This window comes from Natrinema salifodinae, from assembly GCF_900110455.1.
In the GTDB taxonomy this organism is placed as follows: Archaea; Halobacteriota; Halobacteria; order Halobacteriales; family Natrialbaceae; genus Natrinema; species Natrinema salifodinae.
This window is the reverse complement of sequence record NZ_FOIS01000004.1, coordinates 569,504-591,563: the sequence shown is the minus strand read 5'-3', so window position 1 is coordinate 591,563 and position 22,060 is coordinate 569,504. Positions and strand designations below refer to the sequence as shown.

General features: G+C 67.4%; 22 protein-coding genes. 12 read left to right on the top strand and 10 right to left on the bottom strand.

Annotated elements, in window-relative coordinates:
• Window positions 1-38: 38 nt before the first annotated feature.
• Both BMY29_RS17180 and samp2 read left to right on the top strand, forming a co-directional pair.
• Window positions 39-1,142 (top strand): bactofilin family protein, encoded by a 1,104-nt coding sequence (locus BMY29_RS17180; RefSeq protein ID WP_049989449.1) that lies wholly within the window; start codon window positions 39-41, stop codon window positions 1,140-1,142.
• A 96-nt stretch (window positions 1,143-1,238) separates the two neighbouring features.
• Window positions 1,239-1,511, top strand: coding sequence for a ubiquitin-like small modifier protein SAMP2 (samp2, locus tag BMY29_RS17175; protein WP_049989450.1), 273 nt, complete (start codon window positions 1,239-1,241; stop codon window positions 1,509-1,511).
• Window positions 1,512-1,605: 94 nt separating this feature from the next.
• Here the strand turns inward: samp2 and BMY29_RS17170 are convergent, their stop codons facing one another.
• Entirely contained in the window at window positions 1,606-1,986 is a 381-nt protein-coding gene (locus tag BMY29_RS17170) for a Rid family detoxifying hydrolase (RefSeq protein WP_049989451.1), read from the bottom strand.
• 171 nt (window positions 1,987-2,157) lie between these two features.
• Here BMY29_RS17170 and BMY29_RS17165 point away from each other — a divergent pair, with 171 nt between their 5' ends.
• The 4 genes from BMY29_RS17165 (at window position 2,158) to BMY29_RS17150 (ending at window position 4,813) form a co-directional block, all read left to right on the top strand.
• Window positions 2,158-3,402, top strand: coding sequence for a serine hydroxymethyltransferase (locus tag BMY29_RS17165; RefSeq protein WP_049989452.1), 1,245 nt, complete (start codon window positions 2,158-2,160; stop codon window positions 3,400-3,402).
• A gap of 129 nt (window positions 3,403-3,531) precedes the next feature.
• Window positions 3,532-4,197: a helix-turn-helix domain-containing protein gene (locus tag BMY29_RS17160; RefSeq protein WP_049989453.1), complete on the top strand. Its 666-nt coding sequence runs from the start codon at window positions 3,532-3,534 to the stop codon at window positions 4,195-4,197.
• A gap of 71 nt (window positions 4,198-4,268) precedes the next feature.
• Window positions 4,269-4,625 carry a DUF7344 domain-containing protein gene (locus BMY29_RS17155; protein WP_143067730.1) on the top strand — a complete coding sequence of 119 codons (357 nt, stop codon included), beginning with the start codon at window positions 4,269-4,271 and terminating at the stop codon, window positions 4,623-4,625.
• Window positions 4,625-4,813: a hypothetical protein gene (locus BMY29_RS17150; protein WP_049989455.1), complete on the top strand. Its 189-nt coding sequence runs from the start codon at window positions 4,625-4,627 to the stop codon at window positions 4,811-4,813. Before BMY29_RS17155 ends, BMY29_RS17150 begins: the two co-directional genes overlap by 1 nt.
• 77 nt (window positions 4,814-4,890) lie before the next feature.
• Here BMY29_RS17150 and BMY29_RS17145 read toward each other — a convergent pair whose 3' ends face one another.
• The 4 genes from BMY29_RS17145 to solA form a co-directional block, all read right to left on the bottom strand.
• Window positions 4,891-6,558, bottom strand: coding sequence for a BCCT family transporter (locus BMY29_RS17145; protein ID WP_081985432.1), 1,668 nt, complete (start codon window positions 6,556-6,558; stop codon window positions 4,891-4,893).
• A 241-nt stretch (window positions 6,559-6,799) separates the two neighbouring features.
• The gene (gene ilvA, locus BMY29_RS17140) at window positions 6,800-8,035 is read right to left on the bottom strand and encodes a threonine ammonia-lyase (RefSeq protein ID WP_049989456.1); all 1,236 of its coding nucleotides are present in this window, start codon (window positions 8,033-8,035) and stop codon (window positions 6,800-6,802) included.
• A gap of 6 nt (window positions 8,036-8,041) precedes the next feature.
• The gene (locus BMY29_RS17135) at window positions 8,042-10,558 is read right to left on the bottom strand and encodes a GcvT family protein (RefSeq protein WP_049989457.1); all 2,517 of its coding nucleotides are present in this window, start codon (window positions 10,556-10,558) and stop codon (window positions 8,042-8,044) included.
• Window positions 10,559-10,758: 200 nt separating this feature from the next.
• The gene (gene solA, locus BMY29_RS17130; RefSeq protein ID WP_049989458.1) at window positions 10,759-11,907 is read right to left on the bottom strand and encodes an N-methyl-L-tryptophan oxidase; all 1,149 of its coding nucleotides are present in this window, start codon (window positions 11,905-11,907) and stop codon (window positions 10,759-10,761) included.
• Between the two features lie 272 nt (window positions 11,908-12,179).
• Here solA and BMY29_RS17125 point away from each other — a divergent pair, with 272 nt between their 5' ends.
• Complete coding sequence (locus BMY29_RS17125) at window positions 12,180-13,319, top strand: aromatic ring-hydroxylating oxygenase subunit alpha (protein WP_049989459.1); 1,140 nt, start codon at window positions 12,180-12,182, stop codon at window positions 13,317-13,319.
• Window positions 13,320-13,334: 15 nt separating this feature from the next.
• A complete protein-coding gene (locus BMY29_RS17120) occupies window positions 13,335-13,703 on the top strand; it encodes a hypothetical protein (protein WP_049989460.1) in 369 nt (122 codons plus the stop codon).
• A 69-nt stretch (window positions 13,704-13,772) separates the two neighbouring features.
• On the opposite strand, the gene BMY29_RS17115 is transcribed toward BMY29_RS17120, so the two are convergent.
• A complete protein-coding gene (locus BMY29_RS17115) occupies window positions 13,773-14,417 on the bottom strand; it encodes a helix-turn-helix domain-containing protein (RefSeq protein ID WP_049989461.1) in 645 nt (214 codons plus the stop codon).
• A 210-nt stretch (window positions 14,418-14,627) separates the two neighbouring features.
• Here BMY29_RS17115 and BMY29_RS17110 point away from each other — a divergent pair, with 210 nt between their 5' ends.
• The 3 genes from BMY29_RS17110 (at window position 14,628) to BMY29_RS17100 (ending at window position 16,123) form a co-directional block, all read left to right on the top strand.
• Window positions 14,628-15,164 (top strand): redoxin domain-containing protein, encoded by a 537-nt coding sequence (locus BMY29_RS17110; protein WP_049989462.1) that lies wholly within the window; start codon window positions 14,628-14,630, stop codon window positions 15,162-15,164.
• 3 nt (window positions 15,165-15,167) lie between these two features.
• The gene (locus BMY29_RS17105; protein WP_049989463.1) at window positions 15,168-15,599 is read left to right on the top strand and encodes a GNAT family N-acetyltransferase; all 432 of its coding nucleotides are present in this window, start codon (window positions 15,168-15,170) and stop codon (window positions 15,597-15,599) included.
• 155 nt (window positions 15,600-15,754) lie between these two features.
• Window positions 15,755-16,123, top strand: coding sequence for a hypothetical protein (locus BMY29_RS17100; protein WP_049989464.1), 369 nt, complete (start codon window positions 15,755-15,757; stop codon window positions 16,121-16,123).
• A 50-nt stretch (window positions 16,124-16,173) separates the two neighbouring features.
• Here BMY29_RS17100 and BMY29_RS17095 read toward each other — a convergent pair whose 3' ends face one another.
• The 3 genes from BMY29_RS17095 to BMY29_RS17085 form a co-directional block, all read right to left on the bottom strand.
• Window positions 16,174-17,520, bottom strand: coding sequence for a tryptophanase (locus tag BMY29_RS17095; RefSeq protein WP_049989465.1), 1,347 nt, complete (start codon window positions 17,518-17,520; stop codon window positions 16,174-16,176).
• A 144-nt stretch (window positions 17,521-17,664) separates the two neighbouring features.
• Window positions 17,665-18,111: a hypothetical protein gene (locus BMY29_RS17090; protein ID WP_049989466.1), complete on the bottom strand. Its 447-nt coding sequence runs from the start codon at window positions 18,109-18,111 to the stop codon at window positions 17,665-17,667.
• 218 nt (window positions 18,112-18,329) lie between these two features.
• On the bottom strand, window positions 18,330-19,508 hold the full coding sequence (locus BMY29_RS17085; RefSeq protein WP_049989467.1) for an aspartate kinase: 1,179 nt from the start codon (window positions 19,506-19,508) through the stop codon (window positions 18,330-18,332).
• A gap of 236 nt (window positions 19,509-19,744) precedes the next feature.
• On the opposite strand from BMY29_RS17085, the gene BMY29_RS17080 reads away from it, so the two are divergent.
• On the top strand, window positions 19,745-20,182 hold the full coding sequence (locus BMY29_RS17080) for a hypothetical protein (protein WP_049989468.1): 438 nt from the start codon (window positions 19,745-19,747) through the stop codon (window positions 20,180-20,182).
• 257 nt (window positions 20,183-20,439) lie between these two features.
• Here BMY29_RS17080 and BMY29_RS17075 read toward each other — a convergent pair whose 3' ends face one another.
• On the bottom strand, window positions 20,440-21,996 hold the full coding sequence (locus tag BMY29_RS17075) for a DNA-directed DNA polymerase II small subunit (RefSeq protein ID WP_049989469.1): 1,557 nt from the start codon (window positions 21,994-21,996) through the stop codon (window positions 20,440-20,442).
• Window positions 21,997-22,060 lie beyond the last annotated feature (64 nt).

Below are 22,060 nucleotides of genomic sequence, written 5' to 3'. Positions count from 1 at the left end.
GTAACACGTTTTACTCCCCGGTCGGAGAAGGGAGCGCCATGGGGTTCGGAACCGATCGATATCCGCGGCTCGCGATCGCGCTTCTGGTAGCCATCCTCGTCTGCGGGACCGTCCCGGCGACGGTCGCTGCGCAATCGGACGCTCAGACCGGAGGCACGATCGTCGTCGAGGAGGGCGAGACGGTCGACGATCTGGAGGCGTTCGGCGGGACGGTCGTCGTTCACGGGACCGTCACGAACGACGTCGAGGCCGTCGGCGGCGACGTGACGATCGCGCGCACCGGCGAGGTCGGCGGCGACCTCGAGGGGGCCGGCGGGAGCGTGACCATCGCCGGGACCGTCGACGGCGACGTCGACGTCGGCGCGGGGAGCCTGACGATCACGGAGGAGGGTACCGTCGGCGGCGGCGTCACCGCCGGCGTCGGCAGCGCGACCATCGACGGGACGATCGAAGGTGACGCCGAGATCGGCGCCGAGACGATCCGCCTGGGCGAGAGCGCCTCGATCGCCGGCGACCTGCGATACGACGGCGACCTGGAGGGGAACACCGACGCGGTCGCGGGCGACATCGAGGAGGACTCGTCGCTCGGCGTCGACGTCGCGCCGACGATCCAGCCGTTCGCGTCGTGGCTGTTCGTGGCCTACGCCCTCGCAGTGAACCTGCTACTCGGCGCCATCTTGCTTGCGCTGTTCCCGCGGTTCTCCGACGGAGTCGCCGACCGCGTCGCGCACAGCACCCTCCGGTCGGGCCTGGTCGGCGTCGGCGCACTGATCGGGATCCCCGCCCTCCTGCTCGCGCTCGCGATCACCGTCGTCGGTATCCCGCTGTCGATCGCCGGCTGGTTCGCGTTCGCCCTGCTCGTCTGGATCGGACTCATCTACGGCCGCTTCGCGATCGCCGCCTGGTTGCTCTCGCTGATCGGACTGGGGAACCGCTGGCTCGCGCTCGTCGTCGGCCTGGTCGCCTTCGCCGCGCTCTCGCGGGTGCCGGTCCCGATCGTCGGCGAGGTGATCAACCTAATCGTCCTGTTGCTCGGCCTGGGCGCGCTCGTCCGCGGGCTGTACAGCCGGTGGCGGACGGCCCGCGGTCGGGACCGAGAACGACGAGTCGGTACCGGTCCGGACGAGCCGACCGTGGACTGAGCGCCGGAAGTCGAGTCACGCCGTGACGATCGCGACGGGCGGCGGATGGCGGGCGACGAGCGACGCGCTCAAGGCCGTCCCCTCGCAACTGGCTGTATGCACGTCACCGTCGACGTCAAGGGCGAGGACACCTACGAACTCGAACTCGAGGCGGTGGCTTCCGACGCGCCAGGCGGCATCGGCGGGACCGAGGACGGATCCCGCGACGGCGAGGGCGGCGGCGGAACGCCGACCTACGCCGACCTCCTTCGGGAGGTCGACCTCAGCCCTCACGAGGTGAGCGTCCTCGTCGACGGTCGCCCGGTGCCGGAAGACCAGCCCGTCGAGAGCGAGCGCGTGACGGTGTTGCGGCTCATTAAGGGCGGATAGCAACGGGCCGTCGCGCGGACGCCGACCGCCGACTGCCTGTTGCCGACCGCCTATCGACGACCTACGCCGACCGCTTACCGCCGACTGCCTCCGCCTACTCGATCGCCGCGACGGCTTCGATCTCGACGGCGGCGCCCTTCGGAACGGCGGCGACCTCGACGGCGCTTCTCGCCGGCGGCGAGTCCGCGAAGAAGTCGGCGTAGGCCTCGTTCATTGCGTCGAAGTCGTCGATGTCGTCGAGGAAGACGGTGATCTTGCAGACGTCGGCGAGCGTCGCGTCCTCGGCTGCGAGGATCGCCTCGACGTTTTCGAGACACCGCCTGGTCTGCTCGGCGACCGGTTCGTCGGCGAGCAGTTCGCCGTCCGGGGTCAGCGGGAGCTGCCCCGCGGTGAACAGGAGGTCGCTGGCGACGGTCGCCTGGCTGTACGCGCCGACGGCGGCGGGCGCGTCGTCCGTGCTGATGAGACGCGTCATAGAACGCACCCCGATGCGAAGCGGCCTAAAAGTCGATCTGTCACAGTTCGGGCGCTTAAGTCGACGGCGAGCGCGGGTCGCGACCGGGTCGAGACGGTGGACGGCGGGGCTTTTGAACGGGTCGATTACCTGCGATCAAGATACTTGACGAACCTTCTCGATCACTGTGGTATGTCATCCCACCTCGAAGACGTCGATCCGGCGGTCGCCGACGCCGTCGACCGCGAACGCGAGCGCCAGGAGACGACGCTGGGAATGATCGCGTCGGAGAATCACGTTTCCGAGGCCGTCCTGGCCGCACAGGGGACTGTCCTGACGAACAAGTACGCCGAGGGCTACCCCGGCGCGCGCTACTACGGCGGCTGCGAGCATGTCGACGAGGTTGAGCGGGCGGCGATCGAGCGAGCGGCGTCGCTGTGGGGTGCCGACCACGTCAACGTCCAGCCCCACTCGGGGACCCAGGCGAACATGGGCGTCTACTTCGCCGCTTTAGAGCCCGGCGAGACGATCCTGTCGCTGGACCTCACCCACGGCGGCCACCTCAGCCACGGCCACCACGTCAACTTCTCGGGGCAACTCTACGAGGTCGCCCAGTACGAGGTCGACCCCGAGACGGGGTACATCGACTACGACGAACTGGCCGACCAGGCCCGCGAGGTCGAGCCGGCGATGATCGTCAGCGGCTCCTCGGCCTACCCCCGCGAGTTCGACTGGGAGCGCGTCGGCGAGATCGCCGAGTCGGTCGACGCGTACCACCTCGCTGATATCGCCCACATCACGGGGCTCGTGGCCGCGGGCGTCCACTCGAGTCCCGTCGAGCACGCCGACTTCGTCACCGGCAGCACGCACAAGACGATCCGGGCCGGCCGCGGCGGGATCATCATGTGTGACGACGCGTACGCCGACGACGTCGACAGCGCGGTCTTCCCCGGGAGCCAGGGCGGCCCGCTCATGCACAATATCGCCGGGAAAGCCGTCGGGTTCCGGGAGGCGTCGACGGCGGACTTCCGGGAGTACGCCGAGCGAACCGTCGAGAACGCGGCCGCGCTCGCGTCGGTGCTCCGAGATCGGGGCCTGTCGCTGGTCTCGGGCGGCACCGACAAACACCTCGTGCTCGTCGATCTCCGGGACTCGCACCCCGATCTCACCGGAAAGGACGCCGAGGAAGCGCTCGCCGAGGTCGGGGTCGTCGTCAACAAGAACACCGTTCCCGGGGAGACCAGGTCGCCGTTCGTCACCAGCGGCGTCCGGATCGGGACGCCCGCGCTGACGACCCGCGGGTTCGGCCCCGCGGAGATCGAGCGGGTCGCTCACCTCATCGCCGACGTGCTCGACGCGCCTGGCGACGACGCGACAATCGAACGCGCGTCGGAGACGGTCGACGACCTCTGCGAAGCGTTCCCCGTGTACGAGTAGCGCCGTCGTGGTTGCGGTCGCGTCCGCTCCGGATTCGGCCGGCGGCGCGGTCGTCTTCGACGTGCTCGTCCCCCGGACTGTAAGCGAATCCTGAGAAAAATACCCGTCGCTGGACGCCGTAGCCGGGCCATGAGTATTATCGCGGAATTCACGATCCCGTCGACCGAGTTCGTCTTCGGGGACGTGTTCACGGAGGCCCCGGAGGCCTCGATCGAACTCGAACGAATCGTCCCTACGACGGACTCGCTGATGCCGTACTTCTGGCTCAAGAGCGGCGATCACGAAACCGTCGAGCGAGTGATTCGAGACCATCCGGCGATCCGCGACGTAACGCGGGTCGATGCCATCGACGACTACGCGCTCTACCGAGCGAAGTGGGACGAGGACGTCCACGATCTCATCTACGGGATCGGCGAGACGGAAGGGGTGATCCTCGAAGCCTACAGCGACGACCGCTGGTTCTTTCGGCTTCGGTTCGCCGACCACGGCGCGCTCGCCCGGTTCTACAATTTCTGCACCGATCACTCGATTTCGCTCCACCTCGAACGCGTCTACACGCTGTCCGAACACATCGAGCAAGGGCGGCAACTGGGACTGACGCCCGAACAGCGCGAGGCGCTCGTTCTCGCTCTCGACCGCGGCTATTTCGACACGCCGAGCCAGGCGTCGCTGTCCGAACTCGGAGACGTGATCGGGATTTCCCAACAGGCGATGTCGAAACGAGTACGCGGCGGGACGAAGCAAGTCCTCACGAAGGTGCTCCTCGAATCGGGCAATCAGGGTCCGCGATCGTGACCGCGATATAAACTCGTTGTCCGAACCACCCGGTTTCTTATTCCGATTTGTAATCAAGCGACGGTCGCGCAATGAACGCTGCTGCCCGACCAACTGATTCCGTGTTCGAAGTGCTCGCATCACCCCATCGCCGACGGATACTACGCGTCCTCCGAACGGCGACCGAACCGATGTCCGAAGCCGAGCTCGCCGCGCTGACCGCGCAGCGCGCGTCCGAAACGGCCCGGCGAGAGCGCGTCGACGCGGAGTACGATCGAATTCGAATCGAGCAATACCACGTTCACTTGCCGAAGTTGGACGCGGTCGATGTCATCGACTGGAACAGGGACCGACGCTCGGTTACCGAGAGAGACGGCGTCGCCGACGAATTGATCGACGCGGCTCGCGCGTCCGACCCTCGGGGGGACGGGACTGAGGAAGGAGGCTAATGGCACGGTTTCACGATTGGTTGGAGTGTCCCGAATGCGACGATGACGGAGAGGTAAGTGCCCTCGCACACAAAGCGGACGTCGTCCTGGAGTGTTACGGCTGCGGCCACACGTCCGAGTTCACTATCGGTCAGGACGTTCCCCTCCGCGGTCTCAGTTGGGCAGCCATCGACGACGAGACGGAGTAACCGCTCGAACGACGGACGACGACCGTCGCTCGCCGGGTGCGGGACGCAAAGGAGAACGGGACGGCGGTCGTCCCGCCTCAGTCGTCCTCGGGAGTCGCCTGGCCGGTCGGGGCGGACGACCGGTCCTCCTCGCGGAGGAAGACCGCGCGGCGGCTACCGAAGACCCAGATCATGACGCCGACGGCGAGCAGCGTGATGATCGCGAAGGGGCCGCCGGCGATGATCGCGGCCTGTTGCAGCGCCGCGGTACCGCCGGCGACCATCAGCAGCGAGGCCAGCGCGCCCATGAGGCCGCCCCAGATGACGCGGTTGATCGTCGAGGGCTGTCGCTTGCCGCCGGTGGTGAGCATCCCCAGCGCGAGCGTCGAGGAGTCGGCCGACGTGACGAAGAACGTCGTCACCAGCACCAGGAAGAGGACCGTGAGCACCTCGCCGGCCGGCAGCGCTTCGAACAACGGGTAGCCGGCGACGGCCTCCTCGAAGCCCCAGGCCTCGAGCGTGCCGAGGATGTCCGCCTGGCCGGTCGACTGCAGGAAGATGGACGTGCCGCCCATCGTCGCGAACCAGGGGATGGTGACGGCCGTGGACGCGACGACGCCGGTCGCGGCGACCTGGCGGACGGTCCGTCCCCGCGAGATGCGGGCGATGAACAGGCCGACGAACGGCGCCCAGGAGAACCACCAGGCCCAGTAGAAGATGGTCCAGGCGCCGACGAAGCCGGCGTCGGCGCCCTGTCCGCCGGTTTCGGCCGCTCCCATGTAGAGGCTCATCGAGACGAACTCGTTGACGTACCCGCCCAGCGCCTGGGTGCCGACGGTCATGATGTACACGGTCGGGCCGAGCACGAACGCCGCGCCCGTCAGGAGGGCGAACAGCGCCATGTTGAAGTACGATACCCGGCGGATGCCGCGCTCGACGCCGAGCGCGACCGAGATGGTAAAGGCCACGGTCAGCCCCGTGATCACGAGCACGGTCCCGGCGTCGCCGAACGTGATGCCGCCGGCGTACTCGAGGCCGACGAGGAACTGGTTCCCGACCAGGCCGAGGGTCGTCGCGATGCCGCCGATGGTGGCGAAGACGGCGAGGACGTCCACGAGCTTCGCCCAGGGACTCTCGAGGTTGTCGAACCCGACGATGGGCGCGATGATCGTCGAGATGCGCATCGGCGCGTCCCGCCGGTAGGCGAAGTAGGCGATCGGAATCGCCACGATCACGTACGCCGACCAGGCGGAGAGCCCCCAGTGGAAGAACGTGTACTGGAGCGCGCTGACGGCGGCGGCCGTCGACTCCGCTTCGGCCCCCGAGAAGGGCGAAGGCGTCGAGTAGTGGAAGATCGCCTCCGCCGGGCCCCAGAAGACGATGCCGGCGGCGATCCCCGCGGAGTACAGCATCGCGAAGTACGCGAGGAAGCTGAACTCGGGGTCTTCGTCCGCCTCGCCCAGCTTGATGTTGCCCCACGGACCGAAGATCAGGTACAACACGAACGCCACGAGGGCGAACATCGAGACCAGGTACGCCCAGCCGAAGCTCGTCCAGAGGAACTCGTTGGTCCCCTCCATGACCTCGAGCGTTCGATTCTCCCGGAAGAGGAACGCCGCGACGACGAGCACGGCGACGACGAAGCCGATCCCGAAGACGACGGGATCGAGTTCGTCGAAGAAGGTTCGGATCGCGCCGTCTTCGTCCCTGGTTCCGTCCTCGTCACCGCCACTCTCCACGCCTCCCTCCCGATCGCGGTCACTCATCGCCGATCACACGCCGGCGGCGTCCGGTGACTCGGTCTCTCGGGCGCTCCGTCCCGTCCCCGTCCACGGACGGACCGCCAAACTTGCCCGCCGTCCGCGGCGGCACCTCTCTCGTGCCGTTCCATACCATGGTATCATGCACCGAGGTAAAGAATGGCAACCACTACAATCAAGATTCATCTTAATAGCCGGCGTCGCTTTTATACCACCGACCGAACCGATTAGGGTCGAGCGGGAGCGGTCACGCATTGACGTGTCTGACCTCGTAGCCGTGATCGCGAATCGACCGGACGATCGACCGCGATTGGCCCGAACCGCTGGTTTCGATCTGGAAGACGAGGTACGCCTCCCCCACGTCCAGTTCGGGCGCCGAGCGGTCGTGGCGGACGTTCTGGATGTTGGCGCCGTGGCCGGCGATGAGCCCCGAAACCTCCTCCATCTTGCCCGGCCGGTCGTCGATGCGGACGCGCAACCGAAGCAGCTGTTCGCGGTCGGTCAGCGCGTGGACGAGCACGGTCTGTAACATCGTCATGTCGAGGTTGCCGCCGCTCAGGAGCGGCATCACGGTCTCGCCTCGCACGTCGAGTTCGTCGCTGACGATCGCGGCGACCGACGCCGCGCCGGCCCCCTCGACCACCTGCTTGGCCCGCTCGAGCAGGAGGAGCACCGCGCGGGCGATCTCGCCGTCGGTGACGGTGACCACCTCGTCGACGCGGTCCTCGATCATCGAGAGCGTCAGCTCCGAGATCCCGCCGGTCGCGATGCCGTCGGCGATCGTGTTCACCGAGTCGAGCGAGATGGCCGCCCCCTTCCGGAGGCTTTCGGACACGGTCGACGCGCCGGCCGCCTGGACGCCGACGATGCGCGTCTCCGGCGAGCGCTCGGCGAAGGCCGTCGCGATCCCCGAGATCAACCCGCCGCCGCCGATCGGAACGACGACGGTGTCCACCGACGGGAGATCGTCGTACATCTCGAGGCCGAGGGTTCCCTGGCCGGCGACGATCGCGGGGTCGTCGTACGCGTGAACGAACGCCGTCGCGTCGTCGTCGACGAGCCCCTTCGCGTGGGTCATCGCCTCCCGGAAGTCGCTGCCGACGAGTTCGACGTCCGCGCCGTAGCCCCGGGTGGCGTCGACTTTCGCCTGGGGCGCGCCGCGTGGCATGACGATCGTGGAGTCGACGCCGAGTCTCGTCGCCGCGAGCGCGACGCCCTGGGCGTGATTGCCGGCGCTGGCCGCGACGACCCGCTCCGTGTCGCCGTCGGCGACGCACTGGGCGATCTTGTTGTACGCGCCGCGAGTTTTGAACGAGCCCGTCCACTGGAGGTGCTCCATCTTGAGGTGGACCTCGCCGCCGGTCAGATCGTCGAGGGACGTGCTCCGTTCGACCGGCGTGTGCTTGACGACCGACTCGTCGTCGAGCCGGTCGCGGGCCGCTTCGATGTCCTCGAACTCGACGGTTCTGCGCTCCTCGTTCATGGTCGATCAGCGGAGCATCTTCTCGCGGTCGGGATCGAACAGCGGTTCGTCCCGGACCGTCCCGGCGTACCGGTCGTTCTCGTAGCTGATCTCGACGTCGCGGCCGGGCTCGGCGTCGGCCGCCGGCAGGTACGCGTACGCGATTCCGGCGTCGATCGTGTAGCCGTAGTCCGCCCGCGTGACGTAGCCGAGCGCGTCGTCGCCGTCCGGATCGAGCACCGGGTGCCCGGTATCGACGACCGCGCCTGGCTCGTCGAGCGTGATCGGGACGAGCTTTCGATCGATGCCCGCGTCGCGAGCCTCGACGAGGGCCTCCTTCCCGACGAAGTCCGTCTCGAGATCGACCGCGAAGCCGATCCCCGCTTCGTAGGGGTTGTACTCGGGGGTCACGTCGGTCCCCCACAGCCGGAACCCCTTCTCCATACTCGTCGAGTCCAGTGCCGCCCACCCCATCGGGACGATGCCGTGTGCCTCGCCGGCGTCCTCGATCAGCTCCCACAGCCGCGCGCCGTACTCCATCGGCGCGTACAGCTCCCAGCCCAGTTCGCCCGCGTAAGAGAGCCGGAGCATCGTGACCGGGATGCTCTCGAGGTACGTCTCCTGGGCGGTGTAGAACGGGAACGCGTCGTTCGAGAGGTCCGCTTCCACGAGCGAGGAGAGAACCTCGCGGGACTCGGGACCGAAGACGCCGATCCCGCACATGTCCGAGTCGCGAGTCGTCACCGACACCGAGCCGTCGTCGGGCGCGTGCTCGCGGATCCACCGCGAGTGCAGCGTCGCGGAGTTCCCGCCGCCCGTGTACACCGTGTACTGATCGTCCGCGAGCCGCGCGACCGTCACGTCGGCGAGAATGCCGCCGTCCTCGTTGCACATCGCGGCGTAACGAATCCGGCCAGGCGAGACGTCGACGTCGTTCGTCAGGAGCCCCTGGAGGAGGCCGGTCGCGCCCTCGCCGGTCACCTCGATCCCGGTGTAGGTCGTCATGTCGACCATCGCGACGCGATCGCGGACCGCCTGGTGCTCGACGCCGTGGGCCTTTGACCAGCCGCGGTCGAGCCAATCGGGCCGGTCGGGGACGTCGTACTCCTCGAGTAGGGCCTCGTTCGACTCGTACCACTGCGGGGTCTCCCAGCCGCCGGAGTCGTAGAACGCCGCGCCGAGTTCGTCCTGCCGGTGATAGAACGGGCTCCGTCGGAGGCCGCGCTGGCCCTCCGGCTGCTCTCGCGGGTGAATCAGCTGGTAGACTTCCTGATACTGCTGTGCACCCCGACCCCAGGTGTATTCCCGCGAACCCGCGTGGGGCTGGAACCGTGAGATGTGCGCGCCCGTCGCGTCGACGCGCTCGCCGTCGAGGCGGGGGACGCCGTCTTCCATCCAGTGGGCGACGATACTCCCGGCGCCGCCCGACTGGGTGACCCAGATCGCGAGCGCCCACCAGAGCCCGTCGATCTCCTCGGTCGGGCCCAGAATCGGCATTCCGTCGGGGGTGAAACAGAACATTCCGTTGATCCCGGACTCGAACTCAGCGTCCCGCAGGGAGGGGACGAGTTCGCAGGCCGCGTCGGAGGCCGCCTGGTCGTGGTCCGGATGGGTGTTCTCGTAGAAGTGTTCCGACGTGAACTCCCGCAGCGAGGGGTACTCGAGCCCCAGATCGTCGAGTTTCTCGGGGCCGTAGATGTCCGCGGGATCGACCAACAGCGATTCGTGATTGTACGAGCCGATGCCGTAGCGCTCGCCGTGCTGGCGGAAGTACAGCGACCGGTCCTGGTGGCGGAGCAACGGCTGCTCGATCTCGCGGCTCGCGCCGGCGAGTTCCGGGAGTTCGTCCGAGACCAGGTACTGGTGAGCGCAGGGGACCAACGGGATGTCGACGCCGACCATGTCGCCGAACAGCGGACCCCAGATGTTCGTCGCGACGAGCACCTCGTCGGCCGCGATGCGCCCCCGATCGGTGACGACAGCCCGGATCTCGCCGTTCTCGACTTCGAGGTCCGTGACCGTCGTCTCGCCGTAGAACTCGGCGCCAGCCGACCGGGCGCGCTCGGCCATTGCCGCGGAGGCGTCGACGGCGTGGGCCTTGCCGTCCGTCGGGACGTAGTAGCCGCCGTGGATGGCCTCGGGGTCGATCTGCGGGACGCGGTCGGCGACCTCGTCGGGCGAGAGCAGTTCCCCGCCCTCGATCCCGTAGGACTGCCCTCGCTCGCGTTTTCGCTTCAGAAAGTCCCAGCGGTCCGCTGTGTACGCGACCTCGATCCCGCCGCAGGTCCGGAAGCCGTCGAGATCCTCGTACAGTTCGCGCGTGTACGACGCCATCCGGGTCATCAGCTTGGTCCCGCCGGTCTGGAAGACCAGGCCAGGCGCGTGCGAGGTGGAGCCGCCGGTCTCGAACAGCGGCCCCTGATCGACGACGACGACGTCCTCGCGCCCCAGGCTGGTGAGGTGGTAGGCGGCGCTACAGCCGACGCAGCCGGCGCCGACGACGACGGTTCCCGCGCTGTCGGGGAGCGTGTTCCCTGCACTCATATGACATAGATAGTGCCAGCGGACCGAGCATAGCTATCCGGGTGGATAACCTGTGACGTATAACAGTCGCGGGTGCGAGATCACGCGACGATCGGGGGATCGCGCGACCGGTTCGTCCCCGCTCGAGAGCGGTCGCGGAAGAGTGGGTGGCGGATCGAAACGCAGCGGCCAACGATCGAGAAGCGACGAAGGGAGACGGACTACGCGTCGTCGAACCGATCGAGGCCGAACATCTCGATCGGGTGATCGGTCTCGCCGTCGGCCGCGAGGTCTGCGAGGATCTCGCCGATAACGCTGGCGAACTTGAAGCCGTGGCCCGAGAATCCCGCGCCGACGGCCACCTGCGGGTGGTCGGGCAGGGTGTCCAGAATGAAGTGTTCGTCGGGCGAGTTCGTGAACATGCAGGTCGCGAGCCGCATCGTCGGCCCGGCCGCTTCCGGGAAGTAGTTCGCCGTGACTTCGCGAAGGAGGCGCTCGTCTTCGCGGTTCGGTTCCCGGTCGTACTCGTCCGGATCGACCTTCTCGTCGCGGTGGTGGTACTTGCCGATCTTGAACCCCGGCACGTCGTAGACCGGAAGTCCGTAGAACCGTCCCTCGGGGACCTTCAGGTTCCAGACCGGGAAGGTATCGGGGTCGAACGTCGCCGGCCGGTCGGGCTGGAACCAGCCCAGCACCTGGCGTTCCGGCACCGCGAGCCCCTCGAGCGCGTCGGTGAACTTGTAGTTCCAGGCGCCGGCGGCCAGCACCATGGCGTCGGCCTCGTAGGTGTCGCGGTCGGTCTCGACGCGGACGCCCTCGTCCGGCGTCGGCTCCCAGTCGAGAACGCGTTCGCGGGCGCGCACCTCCGCGCCCGCGGCCTGGGCCGCCTCGACGTGGCCGACGATCGCCTGTTCGGGGACGACGAACCCGCCGTCGGGCTGGTACAACGCCTTGTGGCCCTCCGGGAGGTCGTACCCGGGGAACCGCTCGGAGACCTCGGCGCTCGTGAGCACCTCGTGAGGGATGTCGTGTTCCTCGCAGGAGCGCAGCGACCCCTCGAAGACGACGTTGTCCTCGGGGCCGGCGTCGATCGATCCCGTTCGGTGGATCACGTCGCGCCCGGTCTCGTCCGCCAGGCGGTCCCAGAGATCGTACGCCCGTTCGACGAGCGGAATGTAGGAGGGGTGTTCGTAGTAGGCCCGGCGGATGATCCGCGTGATGCCGTGGGACGAGCCCATCGTGTGGGGGACGTCGTACCGCTCGAGGCCCACCACGTCGAGGCCCCGCTCGGCGAGGTGGTAGGTCGTCGCGCTGCCCATCCCACCGACGCCGATCACGACGACGTCGTATCGGTCCGCTGTCGCGTGCATAGTGCCGATCGATTCGACGACGATCCCCTTGACTGTTAATCCGTCTCATATCGTACCTTTTTGATGCGTCCCGGAAGACCGAGCGGTCTCGACCTCGCTCGCCGCCCCGGCGCCGACGAGCAGTCGACATCCGATACCGCCCGCGCGAGCACGAGCGTCGGCGTTCGGCGGCGCAACCGGATCGGGACCCTGCGGTCCGCGGCGTCACTTATAGGTACGAACTACCTGCGATCAACCCTTATTGAACGATACGCCATGACATGACACATAGCATGACCCGGTGGAACAACGGTCGCGACGAGGTCGAACCGGTCAGCCCCGACATCACCGACGAGACCAACGCCTTGCCGGCGCGGTACTTCACCGACCCGGACGTCCACGAGATGGAGAAGGAGACGGTGTTCGGTCAGTACTGGGTGTACGCGGGCCACACGAACTGCATCCCGGACCCGGGGGACTACTTCACCCGAACCATCGGCGATCGGGAGATCATCGTCGTTCGGACCCACGACGGCGACGTCGACGCGTTCTACAACGTCTGCGCGCACCGCGGGTCGGCGATGGTCGAGGCGACGCCGATGACCGATCCCGACAACGCGGGCCGAATCAAGTGCCCGTACCACCTCTGGACGTACGACCTCGACGGGTCGCTCGCGAGCACGCCAAAGAGCTTCGAGGACGCGCGCTTAAACCCCGATCTCGAGGACGAGGACGTCTCCGAACCGGACGCAGAGAAGAACGCCCTCATGTCGGTTCACACCGACCGCATCGGTCCGTTCGTCTTCGTCAACTTCGCCGACGATCCGATGCCCCTCGACGAGCAGGCCGGCTCGATGAAGACCGAACTCGAGTCGCTCCCGCTCGAGGACTACCACCTCGCCAGGCGCATCGTCTCGGAGGTCGAGTGCAACTGGAAGGTGTTTGGGGGGAATTACTCCGAGTGCGACCACTGCCAGGCCAACCATCAGGACTGGGTGCGGGACCTCGAACTCCTCGATTCCGAACTCGAGGTCAACGACTACCACTGGATCCTCCACTACCAGCACAAGGAGGACGTCGACGACGAGATGCGCATCCACGAGGAGCACGAGGCGAAGTTCTACTACTTCTGGCCGAACTTCACGGTCAACATGTACGGGACCGCCGACGGCTACGGCACCTACATCATCGACCCTATCGACGAGGGCCGGTTCCAGCTCGTCGCGGACTACTACTTCAGGGATCCCGATCTGACCGAGGAGGAAGCGGAGTTCGTCCGGACGAGCCGGCAGCTCCAGGAGGAGGACTTCGAGCTGGTCGAACGCCAGCAGCGCGGGCTCGAGTCGGGGGCGATCGCGCAGGCCCAGCTCGGCCCGAACGAACACACCGTCCACAAACTTCACCGCCTGGCGCAGGAGGCCTACAATGCGTAACGCGATCGTCGAGCCATGACTGCGAGCGATTCACGACAACGGCACGCTGCGTTCGCGGCCACGTGTCGGGAGTGCGAGGTCGAGCGAGAACTCGAATCGGCGAACGAGATCGTCGAATTCTATCGCCGCCACCGACGCCAGACGGGCCACGACGTCACCGTCACGCAATCCGGCCTGGCGTGCGAGGTCCCGGAGACGACCGATATCGAGACCGTCGTCGCCGAACTGGAGACCCACTACGAGGGCGCCGTCCCGATCGGCGCCATCGCCGCGGCGATGAGCGAGCGGGGGTTCTCCGTCGGGGAGACCCTCGACGAACTGTACGACGTGCGGATGACCGGGGCGCTCTACGAGCCGCGCGACGATCACCTGGCCGTCGTCTGATCGTCGCCCTCGCCGCCCGTCCCGTCCTCTCCGCCCTCCCCGGCCGGAGTGCCGTCGGGGCGGCGCTCGTCACTCCTCGAGCAGCGTCGTCTCCACGAGTTTGCCGGTCCCCCGCCGGATGCGTCCGCCCACGGCCGTCGGAGAGATGTCGAGGACGTCGGCGAGATCCTCAAGCGAGGTCTCGCGGGGCTCCTCGAAGTACCCCTCCTCGTAGGCATTGACCAGCGCGGTCCGCTGTTCGTCGGTGACCTCCGGGGCCACCCCGTCGGTCCACTCGTCCCGCCGAAACATCCGGTGCAGGTCGAACGTGATGTCGGATTCCTCGCACTGCTCGCAGAGCGCGGCGAGTGCCTCTCGATCGGGGAGGTGGAGGCGGACGGTCCAGCCGCGATCGCTGCTCTCTGCCCGCAGCAGGAGCCCGCCGAGTTCGGTCGCCATCGGCGAGATGAGTTCCGTTCCGTCGGCGTGTTCGAGGCGATAGACGGCCGTCGACCCGAGATCGTCGACGAGCATCCAGTCCGTGACCGTGTGATCCCGATCGAGCACGTCCTCGAACGACTCGTCGGCGCCCTCGACGAGGAAGAAAAACAGGCCGGTCTCCGGGTCCGTCGTCGAGTGGGAAACGACCTCGATGGAGGTGTCCGGGCAATCGCGAATCGTCGGCGTCAACGCGAGGTCCGGATGGGCGATGTCGAGGATCGCGATCAGGCTCACGGGCACTCACACCGGCGTTCGGTTCGCCACCCGTCGGGTCGACGATCGCGCAGCGATCGGCGATTTCTCGTCCAATCCGTCGACGATACCGCCGTACGAGGGGACATCTTGCGATAGACTACCACGCATTGTTACTTAATCGTTCCCTCGAACGCGGAGCGCGACTGTTGAAAGCCCAGCCGTTTTCGCGGGCGACGCGGTACTCGGCCTATGGCCGAATCCGTCCTCGACATTTCCCTCCCGAACGTCGGCCCGGGACCCGACCCGCTCGCGCTCGCGGACCTGGCCGACGAGATCGACCCAGCGGACCCGACGACGACCGAGGCGTCCGATCCCGCCTACGAGACAGTCGTCCTGTTGCTCCACCGCGATCACCACGCCGGGCAGTGTCGCCGCCAGGTCCGAGCGATCGCCGACCGCTACGACGAGTTCCGCGAGCGGGGTTGTCAGGTCGTCTCGATCGTCCCCGAACCCCGCGAGCGCGCCCGCGAATGGCAGGAGCGATACGAACTCCCCTTCCCGATCTGTGCGGATCCGGACGCGACCGTCGGGGAGTCCCTCGACCAGCCCGTCCGTCTCGGTTCGCTCGGTCGTCGGTTCGACCTCGTGGGTCGGATGCCCGCCGCGATCGTGTTCGACGTCCGCGACGGCGACGAACTCGCGATCGCGGACGCCTACCGCGGTCGGAGCAACCTCGACCGGCCCGAAATCGACGCGCTGTTGGCCGACGTCGAACAACAGTCCTGACGGATGTTCGTCCGCACGGCCACCGCCGACGACGCCATGACCGTCCGCCGGATCCTCGACGCCGCGATGCTCGAACCGGGCGACGTCGAGGCCCGGATCGAGGCCGACGACGTCTTCGTCGCGGGCGATCGGCGGTGCGGAACGACGGGTGAGCGCGGCGACGAGGGCGAACGGATCCTCGGAACGATCGTCCTCGAACCCATCGAGGGCGAGCGCGGCGCCCACGTCGCGGCGATCGGCGTCCGCCGGCGCCACCGCGGGCGCGGCATCGGTCGCGCGTTGATCGACCAGGCGATCGAACGCGAGGGGCGGCTCACGGCGCGGTTCGACGACGGCGTGCGCCCGTTCTACGAGCGCCTCGGGTTCGCAATCGAACCGATCGACGGACAGCGACACCGTGGCGTCAAGGCCGATCGAGGAGTCGGGTCCGACTGATCGCGGCGTCCGACGCTGCGAGTCCGGGTTCGTCACAGATCGGCCCGGGAACCGCCGCGGCGGCGCGGCGATGTCTCTCGAGACGGGACCCGTCGTCTGTCACCCGTCGCCTGCCAGCGCAGTTTTTTCTGACGGAACGTGGTACGTGCCTGCGCATGGCGCTCCAACGGATGCTCAGCGGCGATCCGTCGAAGAGTTCGAAGGTCTATCTGGCGATCGGTGCGCTCTCGCTCGTGAAGGCGATCGCGGTCCGCAACGATCGGGAGCGGTTCCGGCGCGAGCTGCTCGACGCCGGCCTGTTCCTCGGGGTCGGCCTGGTGCTGCGCCGGTTCGGCAAGATGAAAGCGCAGAAGCGACGAGAGCTGGAGTCACAGCTGCCCGACTGGGTGGCCGACGCGGTGACCTCCGAAGCCGCCGCGAAAGGGCTCCAGTCGGTCGCGAAACAGCAGCTCCGCCGTCGATCGGAGCCCGAGCCGGAACCGTCCCTTCGAGATCGGGCTCGCAACGTCCTCGCGAGCCTGTAGCGGAGTGTAAATCGCCGTCGCGGCCCGCTTACCCGCCTCGTTCTCGCGAGTTAGCTCGAGCGCGGTTCGAGCGTCGCCGTGAAGTGCCGAAGTTCCGGGACCGACGGTTCGGAGGCGATCTCGTAGCCCGAAACCGCGTCTCGCTCCTCGAGAGCGGCCGCCGCCGTCTCCACGACGTGATCGAAGTGCTCCCGGTGGTAGGTGCGACGCGGCACCGCGAGTCGAACGAGTTCCGGTCGATCGGTCTCGGGGAACGCGAAGCTGCCGAGTTCGACGCCCCGCACTCCGCCTTCGCGGTAGAGCTCGCAGACCAGCGCCTGGCCTGGGAACGCCTCGTCGGGAATGTGCGGGAACGCGGCGCTCGCGTCGAGGTAGACCGCGTGCCCGCCGGTCGGCTCGTAGACCGGCACGCCGGCCTCGGCGAGCCGCGAGCCGAGGCGGCGGACGCCCTCGATCCGGTCCGCTACGTACGCCTCGTCGACGGCTTCGCGCAGGCCGACGGCCATCGCGGCCAGGTCGCGACCCGCCATCCCCCCGTAGGTCGGGAATCCCTCGTAGAGGATCGCGCGCTGCTTGCACTCCTCGAAGAGGTCCTCGTCGTCGGTCGCGACGAAGCCACCGACGTTCACCAGGCCGTCCTTCTTGCCGCTCATGACGACCGCGTCGGCGTAGCCGAGTTGTTCGCGAGCGACCGACGAGACGTCCGCGTCGGCGAACTCGTCCTCGCGCCGGGTCACGAAGGCGGCGTTCTCCGCGAACCGGCAGGCGTCGATCACGAACGTCGCGTCGATCTCGTCGGCGAACTCGCGGACCCGGCGGGTGTTGGCGACGCTAACAGGTTGGCCCGCCGCCGAGTTGTTCGTGATCGTCAGGATCACCAGCGGGACCCGCTCCGCGCCGACCTCGTCGACGACCGAGCGGGCCCGATCGAGCGAGAAGTTGCCCTTGAACGGCTCGTCCGCCTCGGGGTCGTGGGCCTCCGAGACCGGACAGTCGACCGGGTCTGCCCCCTGGTTCGCGACGTGCGCCCGAGTCGTGTCGAAGTGGGTGTTGTTAAGCGCCACGTCGCCCTCCGAGAGCAGCGTTCCGTAGAGGACGTTCTCCGCGCCGCGGCCCTGATGGGTCGGCACCACGCGCTCGAAGCCCATCACGTCCGCGACGGCCGACTCGAGGCGGTCGAAGCTCCGCGATCCCGCGTAGGCCTCGTCGCCGCGGATCAGCGCGGCCCACTGGTCGTCGCTCATCGTGCCCGTGCCGCTGTCGGTCAGCAGATCGATGAACACGTCCTCCGCGGCGAGGTTGAAGACGTTGTAGCCGGCCTCCTCGAGGTTCCGTTCCCGCTGCGCGCTCGAGGGGAGGCTGATCTGCTCGACCATCTTGGATTTGTAGGCGACCATACCTCCATCACCACAGCCAGCCTGATCAAATCGAGTGCGGGCGTCCGGGTATCGACGGACCGACTCGGGGAGCAACGGTCACGTCCGGCCGCCAATGGACGGCTCCGTCGACCGGTCGACCTCGGGCCGCGTCAGTCCCTTCACTTACGATTCGAACCAGTCGAATCCGCTCGTCGCGCCGCCGTCGGCTTCCGATTCGAAATCGGATGCGGAGACGGAGGCTGGGGCGGGGACAGAATCGATCTCACCGACGCCGAAGGCGTCGTTGGAAATTCTGGTTTCGCTCACGGATCCGACCAGTTCCCAGCCGGTAGCGCTCGCGTCCGCGTCTGCGTCCGCATCCGTCGCGTCCGCGCCTGGCGCGCCTGGCGCATCGGACCCGGACAGCTCGAGCGCGGTTTCCTTGAGGTTGGCGAACAGATCCGCCGCCGTCACGTCGTCCGCGTCGATCTCGTCGTCGGGAACGGCGTCGTGTTCGCCGCCACCCTCGAGGATCGCTTCGGGGGTGTCCGCCTCGCAGGCGTCGAGGATCGCGTCCGGATCGACCTCGACGTCCTCGAAGACTTCCGTCACTGTCGAATCGGTGCTCATGACACCCGCTCCACCGTGTTCCCCCTTCGTTACGCTGACATTACCGCTGGATTACGGACTGAATACGTTCGTCAGTATGACCGTCACAAGTACGGACTGATCCGTGATCACGGGGTTGCAATGGCAACCGACGAAGAGTGGCCTGGCGAGCGTCGCAGGCGGGACGGAAAGCGGCGATCCCGGGCGATCCCGAACTGGTGAGTGGGCGCCGCGAGCAGTCAGAACAGATCCTGGGTCAGTTCGAGCGTCTCCTCGCGGTCGTCCCAGTCGACGAACAGCGCGACGCTGGTCGCGCTGGTGATGATGTCGTTGAGGTGGATCCGGGCCTCGGCGAGGGGGTTGACGATCTCGCTGATGATCCCCGGCTGACTGGGGAGTTCGCCGCCGGTGACGCGGACGACGGCTACCGGCGAGTCGACGGTGACGCTCGATAGCTCGTCGCTGTTGATGACCTCGCGGTGGAGGATGTTCTCGGCGCGTTCGGCCTCCTCCTCGTCGATGTAGAACGTGACGGTGTCCATACCGCTGGCGACGGCGTCGATATTGACGTCGCTCTCGTCGAGGGCCTCCGAGAGCTGATGGAAGACGCCAGGCTCGTTGCGGATCGCGCGGCCGGCGACGGTCAGGCAGGCCAGGGGCCGCTCGCGCAGGTCGACCAGGTTCTTGAACTCGCCTTCGATGCTCGTTCCGCCCGAGAGCAGGTCGCCGTGCTGGTAGTGGACGACGCGGACGTCCAGGCCGCCGTCCTTGTACGATAGCGCGGACGGGGCGACGACCTCGGCGCCGCGGAACGAGAGGTTCCGAAGTTCGTCGACAGAAATCTCGCCGACGTTGCGGGCGCCTTCGACGACGTGGGGGTCGCCGGTCATGACGCCTTCGACGTCGGTAATGATGACGACCTCGTCGGCGTCCATGTACTTGCCCATCATGACCGCCGTGGTGTCGCTGCCGCCGCGGCCGAGCGTCGTGATCGAGCCCTCGGGCCCTTCAGCGAGGAAGCCGGTGATGACGGGAACCGTGTCGTCGAGGTCCGCCGCGACGTCGGCGGCCCGCTGTTGGGTCTCCTCGACGTTGACCTCGCCGTACTCGTCGGTGACGACTGGCCACCGATCGCTTCCGGGCTCGAGGAAGACCGCGTCGATCCCGCGGGCCGACAGCGCGGCCTTGAGCATTCGGACCGACGTCCGCTCGCCCATGCTGACGATCTGGGCGCGGTCGGCTTCGTCGGTCTCGAAGGTAATCTCGTCGAGGAGTTCGTCGGTGGTCGATCCCATCGCGCTGGCGACGACGGCGATCTCGTGGCCGTCCTCGACGGCGGCGGCGATCGAGTCCGCAGCGCGGTTGATCCGGTCGCCGCTGCCGAGACTGGTCCCGCCGAACTTCGCTACGACGCGCATGCTGCCACCTCACAGACGGCTCGCATTGCGATGCTGTGACTCATACTCGTCCCGTTACCAGAGCGGGCAGATAACTGTGTCCCATCGTCCGCATTTTTACCGTGGCGGCGGCCGGATCGGTTCAACTCGAACCCACACGCGGCCCGTCAGAAAATGGCAATGGTCTAATGTGTTGGCCCAAACAACCCGCAGCCGCGACCGGGATTTATTGTCGTGCGCAGCATTACCACACGTCGATGAACGTACGGGATGCACTCGAGGCCGACGCCGACGCGCTCGCGTCGATCGCTGATTCCCCGACCGACGTGATGCGGAACCTCGTCCACGACCGGACGGTCCGCGTCGCCGAGGACGGGCCTCGCGATCCGAACGCCGACGTCTCGGACTCGCAGTATGGCGGCTCCGATCCGGAAGACTTGCTCGGCTTTATCAGCTTCGACGCGCGCGAAGACACCGTTCACGTCACCCAGCTCGACGGCACGGGCGACGCCTGCAAGCGGCTCCTGGCCGAACCGGTCCGGTTCGCGGAACGGGAGTCGATGGCCGTCGAGGTGTTAGCGTCGCCCGACGCCGATCCGATCGAGGAGGCCGCCCAGGAACTCGGGTTCGAGCGACGCGGCCGCGGGCCGCGATTCGACGGCGCGCCGACGGTTCGGTTTCGACTGGAACCGTAGCAGGAATAGCAACGAGTCCGAGCGTCACACCGCAAGCGAGTGGAACGTGCGAGCGGGCCGACGACCGACCCGGAAGGGAGGGGAAAGGGGGTGCTTTTCATCAAAGCGACGCGGAGCGAAGCTCCGAGAGGTCGTCGGCGCTTAGCGCCGACTGCTCGAGGGACCGGAGGTCCCTCGCTGTCCGAGAGAGCGCGTAGCGCTCTCTCGAGATTTTGCCGAGGGCGCGGGGTAGCCACGCCCGCAGCGGAAAACGTTGGTTAGGAGAACTTCTGGACCGTCACGTCCAGCGTATCCAGATCGACGATGGGCGCGTAGCCGGCGTCAGGATCGATGTTGACGCTCTTCTGGAAGTCGGTCTGGGCCTGCCAACAGCCGGAGTTGATCGCGAGCACGTTGTGGTACTTCCCGAATCCGAGCTTGTGGACGTGGCCGGTGTGGAAGATGTCGGGTACCTCCTCCATCACCAGATAGTCCTCCTCTTCGGGCGCGAGTCGCGTGTGGCCCCCGAACTGCGGCGCGACGTGGCGCTTCTTTAAGAGCTGGTACATCGCCTTGTGGGGGTCGTCGTAGCTGGCCTTCTCCTCGGGCAGTTCCGCGATCACCTCGTCCAGGGAGACGCCGTGGTACATCAGCACCGAAACGCCCTCGATCGTCACCGTCGAGGGGTTGCTCACGATCCGCGGGTCGTGCGCGGACATGATCTCCCGGAGTTCCTCGTCGAAGCCGGGTTGGGGTTCCGCGAGTCGGACGGCGTCGTGGTTCCCCGGGATCATGACGATCTCGAGGTCGCCGGGGACCTTCTTCAGGTGTTCGTTGAACGCCTCGTACTGCTCGTAGATGTCGACGATGTCGAGTTCCTCGTCCTGGTCGGGGTAGACGCCGACGCCCTCGACCATGTCGCCGCCGATCAGGAGGTACTCGACGTGGCGGGCCTGGTCGGTGTGAAGCCAGTCGGCGAAGCGGTCCCAGGCGTCGGCCATGAATTCCTCGCTGCCGACGTGGACGTCGCTGATCAGCGCGGCCTGGACGTGGCGGTCCGCGGTCGAGGGCTCGTACGTCCGAGGCACGTCGGGGAAGTACATCGAGTCGACGAAGGCGATCCCCGAGTCGTCCGCGAGGGTCCCTTCCATCGCCAGCACCTCGTCACAGAGGAGTTCGTCGACGAGATCGACGTACTCCCGATCTTTCATCACGAGCCAGGGGAAGGTCCCGGTCGCGTCCTCGAGTTCGATCAGCCAGTGGCCGCTGGCGGTCGACCGGATGTCGTTGACCAGGCCGACCATGGCGACGTCGCTGCCGCCAGGCATGTCCTCGATGGCGGAGGCCGGCCGGTGGTTGACCCGCCCCCGAAGCTTCGAGCCGAGTCGGTCGAGGCGGTCGCGGAAGACGGAAACGAAGTCCTCGTACTCGCCGGTTCCCGTGCTCTGGCCCGTCATGTCGCCGATGATCTCGAGCGATCGGAGGTCGGGGTCGGCGGCTCGGTCGACGTGCGACGACCCCTCCGTTTCAACTGGAGACGACTCTGTCGATTCCCGCCCCGGGGTCGCGTCAGTTCCAGTCGAAGTGGAGGGGGTCGATTCGGAATCGGCAGGGGCGTCGGATCGGGCGGCGGTACCGGTACCGTCGGCCGGCAGCGCGGCCGCCACGTGATCGGCGCGGACGACCAGGACATCGTCGGGGACGTTCTCGAGAACGCGCTCGAGCGCCGCGTGCGGGTCCTCGGCCGCCGCGAGTTTCGTCACCGCCTCGCGCTCGGCGTTGTACCCGCGGGTCGTGAGTTCGCTGACGATCCGAGCGGAGGCCTCGAGTGGCACACGCCTCGCATTCGCGAGGGAGGGCAAAAGGGTAGCGGATCACCGTCTCGGCTGTTACGGCGTG

What these genes read in the sequence shown, in the direction of transcription:
- BMY29_RS17180 (WP_049989449.1), top strand. Translation starts at nt 39, where the DNA reads ATGGGGTTCGGAACCGATCGATATCCGCGGCTCGCGATCGCGCTTCTG.
- samp2 (WP_049989450.1), top strand. Translation starts at nt 1,239, where the DNA reads ATGCACGTCACCGTCGACGTCAAGGGCGAGGACACCTACGAACTCGAA.
- BMY29_RS17170 (WP_049989451.1), bottom strand. Translation starts at nt 1,986, where the DNA reads ATGACGCGTCTCATCAGCACGGACGACGCGCCCGCCGCCGTCGGCGCG.
- BMY29_RS17165 (WP_049989452.1), top strand. Translation starts at nt 2,158, where the DNA reads ATGTCATCCCACCTCGAAGACGTCGATCCGGCGGTCGCCGACGCCGTC.
- BMY29_RS17160 (WP_049989453.1), top strand. Translation starts at nt 3,532, where the DNA reads ATGAGTATTATCGCGGAATTCACGATCCCGTCGACCGAGTTCGTCTTC.
- BMY29_RS17155 (WP_143067730.1), top strand. Translation starts at nt 4,269, where the DNA reads ATGAACGCTGCTGCCCGACCAACTGATTCCGTGTTCGAAGTGCTCGCA.
- BMY29_RS17150 (WP_049989455.1), top strand. Translation starts at nt 4,625, where the DNA reads ATGGCACGGTTTCACGATTGGTTGGAGTGTCCCGAATGCGACGATGAC.
- BMY29_RS17145 (WP_081985432.1), bottom strand. Translation starts at nt 6,558, where the DNA reads ATGAGTGACCGCGATCGGGAGGGAGGCGTGGAGAGTGGCGGTGACGAG.
- ilvA (WP_049989456.1), bottom strand. Translation starts at nt 8,035, where the DNA reads ATGAACGAGGAGCGCAGAACCGTCGAGTTCGAGGACATCGAAGCGGCC.
- BMY29_RS17135 (WP_049989457.1), bottom strand. Translation starts at nt 10,558, where the DNA reads ATGAGTGCAGGGAACACGCTCCCCGACAGCGCGGGAACCGTCGTCGTC.
- solA (WP_049989458.1), bottom strand. Translation starts at nt 11,907, where the DNA reads ATGCACGCGACAGCGGACCGATACGACGTCGTCGTGATCGGCGTCGGT.
- BMY29_RS17125 (WP_049989459.1), top strand. Translation starts at nt 12,180, where the DNA reads ATGACCCGGTGGAACAACGGTCGCGACGAGGTCGAACCGGTCAGCCCC.
- BMY29_RS17120 (WP_049989460.1), top strand. Translation starts at nt 13,335, where the DNA reads ATGACTGCGAGCGATTCACGACAACGGCACGCTGCGTTCGCGGCCACG.
- BMY29_RS17110 (WP_049989462.1), top strand. Translation starts at nt 14,628, where the DNA reads ATGGCCGAATCCGTCCTCGACATTTCCCTCCCGAACGTCGGCCCGGGA.
- BMY29_RS17105 (WP_049989463.1), top strand. Translation starts at nt 15,168, where the DNA reads ATGTTCGTCCGCACGGCCACCGCCGACGACGCCATGACCGTCCGCCGG.
- BMY29_RS17100 (WP_049989464.1), top strand. Translation starts at nt 15,755, where the DNA reads ATGGCGCTCCAACGGATGCTCAGCGGCGATCCGTCGAAGAGTTCGAAG.
- BMY29_RS17095 (WP_049989465.1), bottom strand. Translation starts at nt 17,520, where the DNA reads ATGGTCGCCTACAAATCCAAGATGGTCGAGCAGATCAGCCTCCCCTCG.
- BMY29_RS17090 (WP_049989466.1), bottom strand. Translation starts at nt 18,111, where the DNA reads ATGAGCACCGATTCGACAGTGACGGAAGTCTTCGAGGACGTCGAGGTC.
- BMY29_RS17085 (WP_049989467.1), bottom strand. Translation starts at nt 19,508, where the DNA reads ATGCGCGTCGTAGCGAAGTTCGGCGGGACCAGTCTCGGCAGCGGCGAC.
- BMY29_RS17080 (WP_049989468.1), top strand. Translation starts at nt 19,745, where the DNA reads ATGAACGTACGGGATGCACTCGAGGCCGACGCCGACGCGCTCGCGTCG.